Below are 14,127 nucleotides of genomic sequence, written 5' to 3'. Positions count from 1 at the left end.
CTGTTGATTCAGGGGCTTTTTTTATTCTAACGTTGCAGGCAGCCAGCAGCTGGCAATGAGACCGCCTTTCTCGCCATTCTCCAGCGTCAGTTTTCCATGATGAAGCTGCAGGATACGCTGCACGATGCTCAGGCCCAGGCCACTGCCACCAAAGCGTTGGTCGAGACGACGGAACGGTTCTGTGATTGACTGTCGGTGCGCTTCATCGATACCAGGCCCCTGATCGATAACGCTGACCTGCGTTCCGCCGCCCTGCGCGGATAATGTCACTGTGATGGTTGTCCCTGCGGGGCTGTAACGTCCGGCATTTTCAAGCAGGTTGCGCAGCATAAGGCGCAGAAGCACAGCGTCTCCCTGCACCGTGAGCGTACTTTTAGGCGGCCAAATGACCGTATGCTCTTTGGCTTCATGCTCAAGGCCAAGCGGCGTAATAATCGTATCTGTCCAGTTCACCGTCTCGTAGTGACCGCTCGCCATCGCCTGCCCGGCTCGCGCCAGCATCAGCAACTGTTCAATCGTGTGCATCAATTGATCTATACGGGTTATCAATGTCGCGGCCTGCGGCGTGCCTGACTGCGCCATGAGTTCCAGATGCAGCCTGATCCCGGCGAGGGGCGTTCGCAGCTCGTGTGCGGCGTCGGCTGTAAACAGCCTCTCCTGTTGAATGGTGTGATCCAGCCGGGCAAGTAGCTGATTGAGAGAGGTGGTGACAGCGCCAATTTCTTCCATGTCAGAGTACATCGGAAGCGGGGTCAGGTTATCCGCCGAACGATTCGCCAGACTGGCACGCAGTTTATTCAGGGGCCGGGTTATCCAGGTAACGGCCCAGAAGGAGAAAAACAGGGTGAAGCCGACCATCACCAGGGAAGGGACCAGCAGCGAGGCAATCGCTTCACGGATCTCTTTCTCGACATGGTTATTGCGTGATTTGGCAGACAATGTCTCATTGACCAGAAAACCGATCTGCTCGCGGCTTTCATGCCAGAGCCAGATCACGCTGATCAGCTGGAAAAACAACAGTATCACCGCCAGCAGGACCATTAACCGCCGACGCATGCTGTTCATTTCTGACTCTCCAGACGGTAGCCCACGCCGCGGACGGTTTTGATCCTGTCTTTCCCGAGCTTACGACGCAGATTATGGATATGAACCTCAAGGGTATTCGACCCCGGATCGTCCTGCCAGGAGTAGATATCCTGCTGGAGGGTCTCACGGTGCACCGTCTGTCCGCTGCGCATAATCAGGCGCGTAAGCAGGGCAAACTCTTTGGGCGTGACTTCTACCGGCTGGGACTGGCGCAGGACCTGCTGGGTTTGCAGATTCAGCGTGATATCGCCGTCGGTGAGTAAGTTATCACTGTGTCCCTGATAACGGCGGATTAGGGCCCGGACGCGCGCCTGCAACTCTGCCAGAGCAAAGGGCTTCACCAGGTAATCATCGGCCCCAGCATCAAGGCCGGTAATACGATCTTCAATGGCATCGCGTGCCGTCAGGATCAACACCGGATTAGCGATGCCGCGGCGGCGCCACTGGGTGAGCAGCGTCGCGCCGTCTTTATCCGGTAAACCTAAATCGAGGATCACCAGACTGTATTCGCCGCTCTGGATCAGGGCATCGGCCTCCGCCGCCGTGGCGGCGCAGTCGAGGGCATATCCTTCACTGGCCAGCGCAAGCGCCAGCCCTTCCTGTAATAACAGATCGTCTTCAACTATAAGTAGTTTCATCGCTAGTTATTCTGGTAGATGTCCTTATAAAGCCTGCTTTCGAAGCGAACCAGTGGAATACGACGGTTGCGCTGGTCGGTCGGTTCGACGGCATAGCCGGAAAGATACTGCACGAATGCCATGCGCTGTCCGCTGGCGGTAGTGATGAAGCCCGCAAGGTTGTATACCCCTTGCAGTGAACCTGTTTTGGCTGACACTTTACCATCAACGCCGGCAGCGTGAAGGCCGGCCCGGTATTGAAGTGAACCGTCATGCCCGGCGAGCGGCAGCATCGAGATAAAGTTTAGCTCAGTGTCATGTTGAGCAATGTACTGAAGCACTTGCATCATGGTTGCCGGGGCGATCAAATTGTGTCGCGATAACCCGGAGCCATCGACAGCGATAGTATTACCCAGATCGATTCCCGCCTGCTGACGTAAGATCTGACGGACTGCATCGGAACCTGCACGCCAGGTTCCAGGAACGCCAAAGCGCGCGTGGCCAATCATGCGGAACACCGTGTCAGCGATCATATTGTCAGACTTCTTCAGCATGATCCTTAGCAGATCGTGCAACGGTTCAGACTGTTTGCTGGCGATAACCGTGCCGGGTTGATTAACCTGCGTCTGGCGCAGCAGGGTACCGGTATAGGTGATCCCTGCCTGTTTCAGTTCGTCCTTAAGAATGGCGCCTGCGTAGCTTGCGCCATCCTGGATGGCGAAGGCCAGCGGCAGTGGATCGGCACGCTGCGTCAGGCAGCCGGTAAGCGTGAAGCGATTAAGATCGCCGGGCACCACATCCAGTTCGCAATACTGTGCATCCGGAGAGCCCTTGGCCAGCGTGCGGACCTGGCTGAACATCGTGACCGGGTAATAAGACGCCACGCGGATAAACGCTAAATCATCCGGTTTGGGAGCGCTGTAAAGTGAAACCGAGAAGCAGTTTCGGTCAACAATCGCGGCGGCGGGTGGGGCGCTAAAGCATTGCGTCATGTCATTCCACGGCCAGCCGGGGGCTTTATCGTGGCTGGCAAAAATGGAGGTGTCGATCAGTACGTTGCCATCAATCTTCTGCACGCCCGATTTTTTCAGCACCGCCACCATATTGCGAATATCCTGGCGTTTAAAGGTCGGATCGCCGCCAAAACGGGCGATCAGATCGCCTTTCAGCTCGCCATTTTCGACCTTGCCTTTGGTCTCTAGCGTGGTGGTAAAGCGGAAGTCAGGACCAAGCTGAAGGAGGGCGGCAAGCGCAGTGATCACCTTCTGGGTGCTGGCAGGCAGGGCCATCTGTTGACTATGGTAGTCAATCTCCGGCGTCTGCGCCCCGACCTTTTGCACCATCAAGGCAAGGTTGGCACCTGCGGGCAGTTGATTAATATACTCATCAACATTCGCGGCCTGAACGCTGAACGTTATACTGGTAGTCAATCCGATGATAAATCTGGAAAATCGCATAATCTCGCGCTAACAACCCGAAAACAAACCGTCATACTACGGTGCATGGCACTGCAAAGTAAACGATGACCCATACTGAACTTCGCGGTAAAATGCGTATCAAATTGAAAATTGCTGCTGACCTGGGGCGTTGCTCCCGGGTCGGTTTTCTTTTTGCTTCTGGCCTGCTCTTGAGGGCCGGGGCAGGGAACACTGCTCCCAACAGGAATGTTTAAGAGGTATAACAAATGCAAGCTATTCCGATGACCTTACGTGGTGCCGAAAAACTGCGCGAAGAGCTGGATTTCCTGAAATCCGTTCGCCGCCCTGAAATCATCGCCGCTATCGCGGAAGCGCGTGAGCATGGCGACCTGAAAGAGAATGCTGAATACCACGCGGCGCGTGAGCAGCAGGGTTTCTGTGAAGGGCGTATTAAAGATATCGAAGCGAAGCTGTCGAATGCGCAGGTTATCGATATTACCAAAATGCCTAACAATGGCCGCGTGATCTTCGGCTCAACGGTTACCGTGCTGAACCTGGATACCGACGAAGAGCAAACGTATCGTATCGTGGGTGACGATGAAGCCGACTTTAAACAGAACCTGATTTCGGTGAACTCACCCATTGCTCGCGGCCTGATTGGCAAAGAGCAGGATGATGTTGTCACCATCCGCACCCCTGGCGGCGAAGTGGAATACGAAATTATCAAGGTTGAGTACCTGTAATTCGCCTCTCTGCAAAGATGTTGATACATTGTAAAGAAAGGAAAAAGGCCGCATAGCGGCCTTTTAACAACTCAAGGAGCATGGCATTTTGCTCACCTGCTGACAGAAATCCCTCGTTTAACACAGAAAATGTGTTTGATTCAGGATATCCTTAGCGTGGCAGCGAGATTTTACGCTCTTTAGATGGGCGATAGAGCACCAGCGTTTTACCGATGACCTGTACATTACAGGCACCGGTTTCGCGCACGATGGCTTCCACGATCAGGTTTTTAGTGTCTCTGTCTTCAGAGGCGATTTTCACCTTGATCAGCTCGTGGTGTTCCAGCGCTTGTTCAATCTCGGCAAGCACCCCTTCGGTCAAACCATTGTTGCCAAGCATCACTACAGGCTTGAGCGGATGTGCCAGACCTTTAAGGTGCTGTTTTTGTTTAGTACTCAGATTCATCGTATATTTTTGCTTACGTTGGGATTGAAAACGGTTCATTCTACCGCCATCTCCCTTATATCGCCAAATAGCTGCGTAGAAATTTACGTCACAGGCAAGCAACGATGAACCAGGACGGAAATGTTAAATGACAGGTAAAAAGCGTTCTGCCAGCTCCAGCCGCTGGCTTCAGGAACACTTTAGCGATAAATATGTTCAACAGGCACAGAAAAAGGGGTTGCGTTCCCGTGCCTGGTTTAAACTTGATGAAATACAGCAAAGTGACAAACTTTTTAAGCCGGGGATGACGGTTGTCGACCTCGGAGCAGCACCTGGCGGATGGTCCCAGTATGCGGTAACGCAGATCGGCGGAACGGGCCGAATCATCGCGTGCGATCTTTTACCAATGGATCCCATCGTCGGTGTCGACTTCCTTCAGGGCGACTTTCGTGATGAATTAGTGCTGAAAGCGTTACTTGATCGTGTAGGTGACAGTAAGGTCCAGGTTGTCATGTCAGATATGGCACCAAATATGTGTGGAACACCGGCGGTGGATATCCCCCGCGCCATGTATCTGGTGGAGCTAGCGTTAGAAATGTGTCGTGATGTACTAGCGCCTGGTGGTAGTTTTGTTGTGAAGGTGTTTCAGGGCGAAGGTTTCGAGGAGTATCTTAAGGAAATTCGCTCCCTGTTTGCGAAGGTCAAAGTTCGTAAGCCGGACTCTTCCCGGGCCCGTTCCCGTGAAGTGTATATTGTAGCGACCGGGCGAAAATGATAACCGGTAGATTTCAGGCGAAAGTTTGAATGAAACTGGATATAGAGTATCCTGACGCTGTTTTTAACACAGTTGTAATATGAGGTTAATCCCTTGAGTGACATGGCGAAAAACCTAATACTCTGGCTGGTCATTGCCGTTGTGCTGATGTCAGTATTCCAGAGCTTTGGGCCCAGCGAGTCGAATGGCCGCAAGGTGGATTATTCTACCTTCCTGCAGGAGGTCAATCAGGACCAGGTTCGCGAAGCGCGTATCAACGGACGTGAGATCAACGTTACCAAGAAAGATAGTAACCGTTACACGACTTACATCCCGGTGAACGATCCTAAGCTGCTTGATAACCTTCTGACCAAAAACGTCAAAGTTGTAGGCGAGCCGCCAGAAGAACCAAGCCTGCTGGCTTCTATCTTCATTTCCTGGTTCCCGATGCTGCTTCTTATCGGCGTCTGGATCTTCTTTATGCGCCAGATGCAGGGCGGCGGTGGCAAAGGTGCCATGTCGTTCGGTAAGAGCAAGGCGCGTATGCTGACGGAAGATCAGATCAAGACCACGTTTGCTGACGTCGCCGGTTGTGACGAAGCGAAAGAAGAGGTGGGTGAACTGGTTGAATACCTGCGCGAGCCGAGCCGTTTCCAGAAACTGGGCGGTAAGATCCCGAAAGGCGTTCTGATGGTTGGTCCTCCGGGTACCGGTAAAACCCTGCTGGCGAAAGCCATCGCGGGTGAAGCGAAGGTGCCGTTCTTTACTATTTCAGGTTCTGACTTCGTCGAAATGTTCGTGGGTGTTGGTGCATCTCGTGTGCGTGACATGTTCGAGCAGGCTAAGAAGGCAGCACCGTGCATTATCTTCATCGATGAAATCGACGCCGTAGGCCGCCAGCGTGGCGCGGGCCTTGGTGGTGGTCACGATGAACGTGAACAGACCCTGAACCAGATGCTGGTTGAGATGGACGGCTTCGAAGGTAACGAAGGTATCATCGTAATCGCGGCGACTAACCGTCCGGACGTTCTTGACCCTGCGCTGCTGCGTCCAGGCCGTTTCGACCGTCAGGTTGTTGTCGGTCTGCCGGATGTTCGCGGCCGTGAACAGATTCTGAAAGTCCATATGCGTCGCGTACCGCTGGCGCCAGATATCGATGCGGCAATCATTGCGCGCGGTACCCCGGGCTTCTCCGGTGCGGACCTGGCTAACCTGGTCAACGAAGCTGCACTGTTTGCCGCTCGCGGTAACAAGCGCGTGGTGTCGATGGTAGAGTTCGAGAAAGCGAAAGACAAAATCATGATGGGTGCGGAACGTCGCTCCATGGTGATGACGGAAGCGCAGAAAGAGTCCACCGCATACCACGAAGCAGGCCACGCGATTATCGGTCGCCTGGTGCCGGAACACGATCCGGTGCATAAAGTGACGATTATTCCACGCGGCCGTGCGCTGGGTGTGACCTTCTTCCTGCCTGAAGGCGACGCGATCAGCGCCAGCCGTCAGAAACTGGAAAGCCAGATTTCGACCCTTTACGGTGGTCGTCTGGCGGAAGAGATCATCTACGGGCCAGAACATGTTTCTACCGGCGCGTCCAACGACATTAAAGTCGCGACAAATCTGGCGCGTAACATGGTGACTCAGTGGGGCTTCTCCGACAAACTCGGTCCGCTGCTGTATGCAGAGGAAGAGGGTGAAGTGTTCCTGGGCCGCTCCGTGGCGAAAGCGAAACATATGTCCGATGAAACAGCTCGTATCATCGACCAGGAAGTGAAAGCGCTGATTGAACGTAACTATGGTCGCGCACGTCAGATCCTGAACGACAATATGGACATCCTGCATTCGATGAAAGATGCACTCATGAAATATGAGACCATCGATGCTCCGCAGATTGACGACCTGATGGCTCGCCGCGAAGTGCGTCCGCCAGCAGGCTGGGAAGACCCAGGCGCTTCCAACAATTCTGACAATAATGGCACTCCGCGTGCGCCGCGTCCGGTTGATGAACCGCGTACGCCGAACCCGGGCAACACCATGTCAGAACAGTTGGGCGATAAGTAAGTCACTGCTGTTGAAATGTTTTTCTGTACCTCAAACCCTGGAGCTTGCTCCGGGGTTTTTCTTTTCCGTTAAACCACATTAATACCAGGGATTTAGCCATGAAACTATTCGCCCAGGACTCGCATCTCGATCTTTCACATCCTCATGTGATGGGGATCCTGAATGTTACCCCTGACTCCTTCTCAGATGGCGGCACGCATAACACCCTGATCGAGGCGGTTAAGCACGCCAATTTAATGATCAACGCGGGTGCCACCATCATTGACGTTGGAGGTGAGTCGACACGACCTGGTGCGGCAGATGTTTCGGTGGAAGAAGAGCTGGCACGCGTGGTGCCGGTGGTTGAAGCCATCGCCCAGCGCTTTGAGGTATGGATCTCCGTCGACACCTCCAAACCTGAGGTGATTCGTGAAGTGGCGAGAGTGGGCGCTCACATTATTAATGATATTCGTTCACTGACAGAGCCGGGGGCGATTGAAGCGGCTGCGGAAACCGGGCTGCCGGTTTGTCTGATGCACATGCAGGGTCAGCCGAAAACGATGCAGGATGCGCCGAAGTATGACGACGTCTTTGCTGATGTAAATCGCTTCTTTATTGAGCACATCGCACGTTGTGAACGTGCGGGCATCCCAAAAGAGAAATTGCTGCTCGACCCGGGGTTCGGTTTCGGTAAAAATCTCTCACACAATTATGCGTTGCTTGCACGCTTATCAGAGTTTCATCATTTCGGCCTGCCGCTGCTGGTGGGTATGTCGAGAAAGTCGATGATTGGGCAGTTGCTTAATGTCGGTCCGAGTGAACGCCTGAGCGGGAGTCTGGCCTGCGCGGTGATTGCGGCGATGCAGGGGGCGCACATTATTCGTGTCCATGACGTCAAAGAAACAGTAGAAGCCATGCGTGTGGTGGAAGCCACACTGGCAGCGAAGGAAAACAAACGCTATGAGTAATCGTAAATATTTTGGTACCGATGGTATCCGTGGGCGGGTAGGCGATGCGCCAATCACCCCTGATTTTGTCCTGAAGCTTGGCTGGGCTGCTGGCAAGGTACTGGCACGTCATGGTTCCCGTAAGATCATTATCGGCAAAGATACCCGTATTTCGGGTTATATGCTGGAGTCTGCGCTGGAAGCCGGTCTGGCGGCTGCCGGTCTTTCTGCCTCCTTTACAGGGCCAATGCCAACGCCAGCTGTCGCGTATCTGACCCGCACCTTCCGCGCGGAAGCGGGGATTGTCATTTCTGCTTCTCACAACCCGTTCTATGACAACGGCATCAAATTCTTCTCTATCGATGGCACCAAGCTGCCGGACGAAGTGGAAGAAGCCATTGAAGCCGAAATGGAAAAAGAGATCACCTGTGTAGATTCTGCTGAGCTGGGGAAAGCGAACCGTATTGTCGATGCAGCGGGTCGTTACATTGAATTCTGCAAAGGTACGTTCCCGAATGAGCTGAGCCTGGCGCACCTCAAAATTGTGGTGGACTGTGCAAACGGTGCGACCTATCACATCGCTCCGAATGTCTTCCGCGAGCTGGGTGCGAAAGTGATCGCTATCGGTTGTGAGCCGGATGGTCTGAATATTAACGAACAGGTCGGTGCGACGGACGTTCGTGCCTTGCAGGCGCGCGTACTGGCGGAGAAAGCCGATCTGGGTATTGCGCTGGACGGTGACGGTGATCGTGTGATCATGGTCGACCACGAAGGGAATAAAGTCGACGGCGACCAAATCCTGTATATCATCGCGCGCGAAGGTCTGCGTCAGGGTCAGCTGCGCGGAGGCGCGGTGGGGACCCTGATGAGTAACATGGGTCTGGAACTGGCGCTGAAACAGCTTGGGATCCCGTTTGTCCGCGCGAAAGTGGGCGACCGCTATGTGCTGGAAAAACTGCAGGAGAAGGGCTGGCGTATCGGTGCTGAAAACTCCGGCCACGTGATCCTGCTGGACAAAACGACCACCGGTGACGGCATCGTGGCTGCGCTGCAGGTCGTTGCCGCCATGGCACGTAACCATATGACCCTGCAGGATCTCTGCAGCGGCATGAAGATGTTCCCACAGGTATTGGTTAATGTGCGCTTCACCGCTGGCAAAGGCGATCCGCTGGAAAGTGAAAATGTGAAAGCGGTAATGGCTGAGGTTGAAGCCGCGCTCGGCAGCCGTGGGCGCGTTCTGCTGCGTAAGTCTGGTACTGAACCGCTGATCCGCGTGATGGTAGAGGGCGAAGACGAAGCGCAGGTGACGGAATTTGCGCACCGTATTGCGGATGCCGTGAAAGCTGCATAACCGTGCACGCTAAATGATTAAAAAGGCGGCGTTTGCCGCCTTGGTTTTAAGCAATTAATGGCTTTTTGCTGTTTTTTTCCGCAGTTGATACAATGCGTCGAAAATGCCCTTGCGAAGGTCATTCGCTTTGGTTAGTATTCACACCCGCTTCAGTGGGAAACAAAAATCCTGCTAATTGGTCGAAGCATTGGTATGCGGCAAATCCGCAAGGAACAGGTTGATTATGTACGAAGCTCTTTTAGTTGTTTTCCTTATTGTAGCCATCGCTCTCGTAGCGCTGATCATGCTGCAACAAGGTAAAGGCGCTGATATGGGAGCCTCCTTCGGAGCAGGCGCTTCCGGTACGCTGTTCGGTTCAAGTGGTTCTGCGAACTTCATGACCCGCACAACGGCGATTCTGGCTACGCTGTTCTTCATCATCAGTCTGGTGCTTGGTAATATCAACAGCAACAAGACCAACAAAGGAAGTGAGTGGGAAAACCTGAGCGCGCCAGCAAAAACTGAGCAGACTCAGCCAGCTGCACCGGCTAAGCCAACCAGCGATATCCCGCACTAAGTATTCTGTACCGAGGTGGTGGAATTGGTAGACACGCTACCTTGAGGTGGTAGTGCCCTAACGGGCTTGTGGGTTCGAGTCCCATCCTCGGTACCAATATTCCAGAAGAAAGACGTCGAAAGACGTCTTTTTTTTCGTCTGTATTCTGTGGATCTGATCTTTTGTAGGGCGGATAAGCGCAGCGCCACCCGCCATTTTGGGCCGGTGGCGCTGCGCTTACCGGGCCTGGGAAAGCTACAAAAAAGGCGCCTGTTGGGCGCCTTTTGCTTGTCACATCAGGGATTACTTCTTGTCGCTGTGCTCCAGGTTTTCAACCTGCGGCAGACCGTTACCGGAACTGGCTGACAGCAAACCGTTCTCAACATAGTTGAACAGCTTCTCACGGGTATCGGTGATATCAAGGTTACGCATGGTCAGCTGGCCAATACGATCGTCCGGCGAGAAGACGGATTCGCCTTTCTCCATGGTCAGACGCTCTGCTTTGTAAGTCAGATTGTCAGACACGGTGTTCAGGATGGAGTAGTCATTCCCGCGACGCAGTTCCAGAGTCACTTCACCCGTAATCGCACTTGCCACCCAACGCTGCAGGGCATCACGCAGCATCAGCGCCTGTGGATCAAACCAGCGGCCCTGATACAGCAATTTACCCAACTGACGGCCATGAGAGTGATACTGCTCGATGGTGTCTTCGTTGTGAATACCGGTCAGCAGACGCTCGTAAGCGATGTGAAGCAGCGCCATGCCCGGGGCTTCGTAGATGCCACGGCTTTTCGCTTCGATGATACGGTTTTCAATCTGATCGCTCATGCCCAAACCGTGACGGCCACCAATACGGTTAGCTTCCAGCATCAGTTCGACATCATCAGAGAAGGTTTTACCGTTCAGCGCCACCGGATGGCCGCGTTCGAAACGCACGGTCACTTCTTCGGCCTGGATTTTGACACTCTCATCCCAGAACTTCACACCCATGATCGGGTTAACGATCTTCACGCTGGAGTTCAGGAATTCCAGATCTTTTGCTTCGTGCGTCGCACCCAGCATGTTCGAGTCGGTAGAGTAGGCCTTCTCGACTGACATCTTATAGTCAAAACCGCAGGCGATCATAAACTCAGACATCTCATGACGACCACCCAGCTCGTCGATGAAGTCGGTATCCAGCCACGGTTTGTAAATCTGCAGTTCGGCGTTGGTCAGCAGGCCATAACGATAGAAACGTTCGATATCGTTGCCTTTATAGGTGCTACCGTCACCCCAGATGTTTACGCCGTCTTCTTTCATGGCGGCAACCAGCATGGTGCCGGTAACCGCACGGCCCAGCGGAGTGGTGTTGAAATAGGTCAGGCCGCCGGTGGTGTTATGGAACGCACCGCACTGAATAGCCGCGATACCTTCAGCGACCAGTTGCTTACGGCAGTCAATCAGGCGCGCGTTCTCTGCACCATACTCTTTTGCGCGACGAGGAATGGCATCATAGTCGTCCTCATCCGGCTGACCCAGGTTCGCAGTGTATGCATACGGAACCGCTCCCTTCTGGCGCATCCACAGCAGTGCAGCGCTGGTATCCAGGCCGCCTGAGAAAGCGATGCCAATACGTTGTCCTACCGGAAGATGCTTGAGAATCGTCGTCATAGAATAAAACCCTGCTTGATTGACTGATTAGAGACCGCTTTCGCTCTCTTGTGCATTTTTATGCAAAATAAGTGAGTATTCATTTAATCATCTTTTGGCGAAGACCGGAAGAGACTCGTGCGTTTTTTGTAAAAATTTTGGTCTGTTCTGTCTGGCTGATGTCACCTTGACAGGTTGGGGCAACTATCAATATACTAAACGCCGGTTTTACGTCCCGTCTTCGGTACCAAATCCCAGCATTATTTGCAAATTCTGTCCAAAACGCGTAGAATTTGCCACGTTTCAGGCGCGGGGTGGAGCAGCCTGGTAGCTCGTCGGGCTCATAACCCGAAGGTCGTCGGTTCAAATCCGGCCCCCGCAACCACTTTCCCATAAAGTTCTTTTTCAAATATACTGTGAAGACTTAGAGCCTTCGTAGCTGGATTTGAAAAATTTCTTTCGGAGAGTGCTCCAGGCCACAGTTGTGGCTATAGGGTTCAGTTATCTAAAGCCCCGATTTATCGGGGTTTTTTGTTATCTGACTACAGAATAACTGGGCTTTACGCCCTTTTTTTATGTCTTGGGGGTGGGCTTGTCCACATTAGAGCAAAAATTAACAGAGATGATTACTGCACCGGTCGAAGCACTGGGCTACGAACTGGTCGGCATCGAATTCGTTCGCGGCCGTACATCGACGCTGCGCATCTATATTGATAGTGAAGATGGCATCAATGTTGATGATTGTGCTGATGTCAGCCACCAGGTGAGTGCGGTTCTTGATGTTGAAGATCCGATTACCGTTGCGTACAACCTGGAAGTTTCCTCACCTGGCCTCGATCGCCCGATGTTCACGGCCGAGCACTATGTGCGCTTTACCGGTGAAGAAGTGGCTCTCGTTCTGCGTATGGCCGTACAGAACCGCCGTAAATGGCAGGGAATTATCAAAGCCGTTGATGGTGAAATGATCACGGTGACAGTCGAAGGCAAAGATGAAGTGTTCGCGCTGAGTAATATCCAGAAGGCGAACCTGGTTCCCCACTTTTAACAGTCTGGATTGAGGTGAAAAGCCCGCGATGAACAAAGAAATTTTGGCTGTTGTTGAAGCCGTCTCCAACGAGAAATCACTGCCGCGTGAGAAGATTTTCGAAGCGCTGGAAAGTGCACTGGCTACAGCAACCAAGAAAAAATACGAGCAAGAGATCGATGTTCGCGTAGAAATCGATCGTAAAAGCGGTGACTTCGATACATTCCGTCGTTGGGTAATCGTTGAAGAAGTGACCCAGCCGACCAAAGAGATCACGCTGGAAGCGGCACGTTTTGAAGACGAGAGTCTGAACGTGGGTGACTACGTTGAAGATCAGATCGAATCTGTGACCTTCGACCGTATCACTACCCAGACCGCCAAGCAGGTTATCGTGCAGAAAGTGCGCGAAGCCGAGCGCGCGCTGGTTGTCGATCAGTTCCGCGATCAGGAAGGCGAAATCATCACCGGCGTGGTGAAAAAAGTGAACCGCGACAACATCTCCCTGGAGATCAAATCCGAAGGGTTGCCGGGTAACGCTGAAGCCGTGATCCTGCGTGAAGATATGCTGCCGCGTGAAAACTTCCGTCCAGGCGACCGTATCCGTGGTGTTCTGTACGCTGTCCGTCCAGAAGCGCGCGGTGCGCAGCTGTTCGTGACCCGTTCTAAACCAGAAATGCTGGTTGAACTGTTCCGTATCGAAGTACCGGAAATCGGTGAAGAAGTTATCGAAATTAAAGCGGCGGCTCGCGATCCGGGCTCCCGCGCGAAAATTGCGGTGAAAACCAACGACAAGCGTATCGACCCGGTCGGTGCTTGCGTCGGTATGCGTGGTGCGCGTGTCCAGGCAGTCTCAACTGAGCTGGGCGGCGAACGTATTGATATCGTTCTGTGGGATGACAACCCGGCGCAGTTCGTGATCAACGCAATGGCTCCAGCTGATGTGGCGTCTATCGTTGTTGACGAAGACAAACACACTATGGATATCGCTGTTGAAGCGGGCAACCTGGCGCAGGCAATCGGCCGTAACGGTCAGAACGTACGTCTGGCGTCACAGCTGAGCGGCTGGGAACTCAACGTGATGACCGTTGATGACCTGCAGGCTAAGCATCAGGCTGAAGCCCATGCGGCGATCGATACCTTCACTAAATACCTGGATATTGACGAAGATTTCGCCACTGTTCTGGTTGAAGAAGGTTTCTCTACGCTGGAAGAACTGGCCTATGTGCCAATGAAAGAGCTGCTGGAAATCGACGGTCTGGATGAACCAACCGTTGAAGCCCTGCGTGAACGCGCTAAAAACGCACTGACCACCCTGGCACTGGCTCAGGAAGAAAGCCTTGGCGATAAAAAGCCGGCTGATGACCTGCTGAATCTGGAAGGTCTTGATCGTGCGATTGCGTTCAAGCTGGCTGCCCGTGGTGTTTGTACGCTGGAAGATCTCGCTGAGCAAGGCGTTGATGACCTGGCTGATATCGAAGGTTTAACCGACGAGAAAGCCGGCGAGCTCATCATGGCCGCACGTAATATTTGCTGGTTCGGCGACGAAGCGTAATAAACTGTAG

13 protein-coding genes and 2 tRNA genes are annotated in these 14,127 nt (G+C 53.3%); 10 read left to right on the top strand and 5 right to left on the bottom strand.

Features of this window, described 5'->3' with window-relative positions; genetic code table 11:
* Nucleotides 1-21: 21 nt before the first annotated feature.
* From pmrB to dacB, 3 genes are read right to left on the bottom strand one after another with little or no spacing between them, the layout of a single operon-like run.
* Nucleotides 22-1,065 (bottom strand): two-component system sensor histidine kinase PmrB, encoded by a 1,044-nt coding sequence (pmrB, locus tag C1N69_RS20110; protein WP_059385409.1) that lies wholly within the window; start codon nt 1,063-1,065, stop codon nt 22-24.
* On the bottom strand, nt 1,062-1,724 hold the full coding sequence (gene pmrA, locus C1N69_RS20105; protein WP_025756707.1) for a two-component system response regulator PmrA: 663 nt from the start codon (nt 1,722-1,724) through the stop codon (nt 1,062-1,064). Before pmrA ends, pmrB begins: the two co-directional genes overlap by 4 nt.
* A 2-nt stretch (nt 1,725-1,726) precedes the next feature.
* Nucleotides 1,727-3,160, bottom strand: coding sequence for a serine-type D-Ala-D-Ala carboxypeptidase (dacB, locus tag C1N69_RS20100; RefSeq protein WP_025756708.1), 1,434 nt, complete (start codon nt 3,158-3,160; stop codon nt 1,727-1,729).
* Between the two features lie 227 nt (nt 3,161-3,387).
* On the opposite strand from dacB, the gene greA reads away from it, so the two are divergent.
* Nucleotides 3,388-3,864, top strand: coding sequence for a transcription elongation factor GreA (gene greA, locus C1N69_RS20095; protein WP_025756709.1), 477 nt, complete (start codon nt 3,388-3,390; stop codon nt 3,862-3,864).
* A gap of 151 nt (nt 3,865-4,015) precedes the next feature.
* On the opposite strand, the gene yhbY is transcribed toward greA, so the two are convergent.
* Nucleotides 4,016-4,309, bottom strand: a complete 294-nt coding sequence (gene yhbY, locus C1N69_RS20090) for a ribosome assembly RNA-binding protein YhbY (RefSeq protein WP_003861814.1) — start codon at nt 4,307-4,309, stop codon at nt 4,016-4,018.
* A gap of 127 nt (nt 4,310-4,436) precedes the next feature.
* Here yhbY and rlmE point away from each other — a divergent pair, with 127 nt between their 5' ends.
* The 6 genes from rlmE (at nt 4,437) to C1N69_RS20060 (ending at nt 10,029) form a co-directional block, all read left to right on the top strand.
* The gene (rlmE, locus tag C1N69_RS20085) at nt 4,437-5,063 is read left to right on the top strand and encodes a 23S rRNA (uridine(2552)-2'-O)-methyltransferase RlmE (RefSeq protein ID WP_003861812.1); all 627 of its coding nucleotides are present in this window, start codon (nt 4,437-4,439) and stop codon (nt 5,061-5,063) included.
* Nucleotides 5,064-5,165: 102 nt separating this feature from the next.
* Nucleotides 5,166-7,100 (top strand): ATP-dependent zinc metalloprotease FtsH, encoded by a 1,935-nt coding sequence (gene ftsH / locus C1N69_RS20080; protein ID WP_013098921.1) that lies wholly within the window; start codon nt 5,166-5,168, stop codon nt 7,098-7,100.
* A gap of 98 nt (nt 7,101-7,198) precedes the next feature.
* Nucleotides 7,199-8,047 carry a dihydropteroate synthase gene (gene folP, locus C1N69_RS20075; RefSeq protein WP_025756710.1) on the top strand — a complete coding sequence of 283 codons (849 nt, stop codon included), beginning with the start codon at nt 7,199-7,201 and terminating at the stop codon, nt 8,045-8,047.
* Nucleotides 8,040-9,377, top strand: a complete 1,338-nt coding sequence (glmM, locus tag C1N69_RS20070; RefSeq protein WP_025756711.1) for a phosphoglucosamine mutase — start codon at nt 8,040-8,042, stop codon at nt 9,375-9,377. Before folP ends, glmM begins: the two co-directional genes overlap by 8 nt.
* 223 nt (nt 9,378-9,600) lie before the next feature.
* Nucleotides 9,601-9,933: a preprotein translocase subunit SecG gene (secG, locus tag C1N69_RS20065; protein WP_045284760.1), complete on the top strand. Its 333-nt coding sequence runs from the start codon at nt 9,601-9,603 to the stop codon at nt 9,931-9,933.
* A gap of 9 nt (nt 9,934-9,942) precedes the next feature.
* Nucleotides 9,943-10,029 (top strand) — tRNA-Leu (locus C1N69_RS20060).
* 186 nt (nt 10,030-10,215) lie between these two features.
* On the opposite strand, the gene argG is transcribed toward C1N69_RS20060, so the two are convergent.
* A complete protein-coding gene (gene argG, locus C1N69_RS20055) occupies nt 10,216-11,562 on the bottom strand; it encodes an argininosuccinate synthase (protein WP_047959538.1) in 1,347 nt (448 codons plus the stop codon).
* A gap of 287 nt (nt 11,563-11,849) precedes the next feature.
* Between argG and C1N69_RS20050 the strand changes: the two genes are divergently transcribed.
* From C1N69_RS20050 to nusA, 3 genes are all read left to right on the top strand, one after another.
* Nucleotides 11,850-11,926 (top strand) — tRNA-Met (locus tag C1N69_RS20050).
* 207 nt (nt 11,927-12,133) lie between these two features.
* Complete coding sequence (gene rimP / locus C1N69_RS20045) at nt 12,134-12,586, top strand: ribosome maturation factor RimP (protein WP_014833432.1); 453 nt, start codon at nt 12,134-12,136, stop codon at nt 12,584-12,586.
* 28 nt (nt 12,587-12,614) lie between these two features.
* Nucleotides 12,615-14,117, top strand: a complete 1,503-nt coding sequence (nusA, locus tag C1N69_RS20040; protein ID WP_003861798.1) for a transcription termination factor NusA — start codon at nt 12,615-12,617, stop codon at nt 14,115-14,117.
* Nucleotides 14,118-14,127 lie beyond the last annotated feature (10 nt).

It is taken from the genome of Enterobacter sichuanensis (genome assembly GCF_009036245.1).
GTDB classification, from domain to species: domain Bacteria; phylum Pseudomonadota; class Gammaproteobacteria; order Enterobacterales; family Enterobacteriaceae; genus Enterobacter; species Enterobacter sichuanensis.
The sequence above is the reverse complement of the archived record's forward strand: the minus strand, read 5'-3'. Positions and strand labels throughout refer to the sequence as shown.

Coding starts and splice junctions, on each gene's coding strand:
- nusA (WP_003861798.1), top strand. CDS start 12,615: ATGAACAAAGAAATTTTGGCTGTTGTTGAAGCCGTCTCCAACGAGAAA.
- ftsH (WP_013098921.1), top strand. CDS start 5,166: ATGGCGAAAAACCTAATACTCTGGCTGGTCATTGCCGTTGTGCTGATG.
- argG (WP_047959538.1), bottom strand. CDS start 11,562: ATGACGACGATTCTCAAGCATCTTCCGGTAGGACAACGTATTGGCATC.
- dacB (WP_025756708.1), bottom strand. CDS start 3,160: ATGCGATTTTCCAGATTTATCATCGGATTGACTACCAGTATAACGTTC.
- greA (WP_025756709.1), top strand. CDS start 3,388: ATGCAAGCTATTCCGATGACCTTACGTGGTGCCGAAAAACTGCGCGAA.
- pmrA (WP_025756707.1), bottom strand. CDS start 1,724: ATGAAACTACTTATAGTTGAAGACGATCTGTTATTACAGGAAGGGCTG.
- glmM (WP_025756711.1), top strand. CDS start 8,040: ATGAGTAATCGTAAATATTTTGGTACCGATGGTATCCGTGGGCGGGTA.
- rlmE (WP_003861812.1), top strand. CDS start 4,437: ATGACAGGTAAAAAGCGTTCTGCCAGCTCCAGCCGCTGGCTTCAGGAA.
- pmrB (WP_059385409.1), bottom strand. CDS start 1,065: ATGAACAGCATGCGTCGGCGGTTAATGGTCCTGCTGGCGGTGATACTG.
- secG (WP_045284760.1), top strand. CDS start 9,601: ATGTACGAAGCTCTTTTAGTTGTTTTCCTTATTGTAGCCATCGCTCTC.
- folP (WP_025756710.1), top strand. CDS start 7,199: ATGAAACTATTCGCCCAGGACTCGCATCTCGATCTTTCACATCCTCAT.
- yhbY (WP_003861814.1), bottom strand. CDS start 4,309: ATGAATCTGAGTACTAAACAAAAACAGCACCTTAAAGGTCTGGCACAT.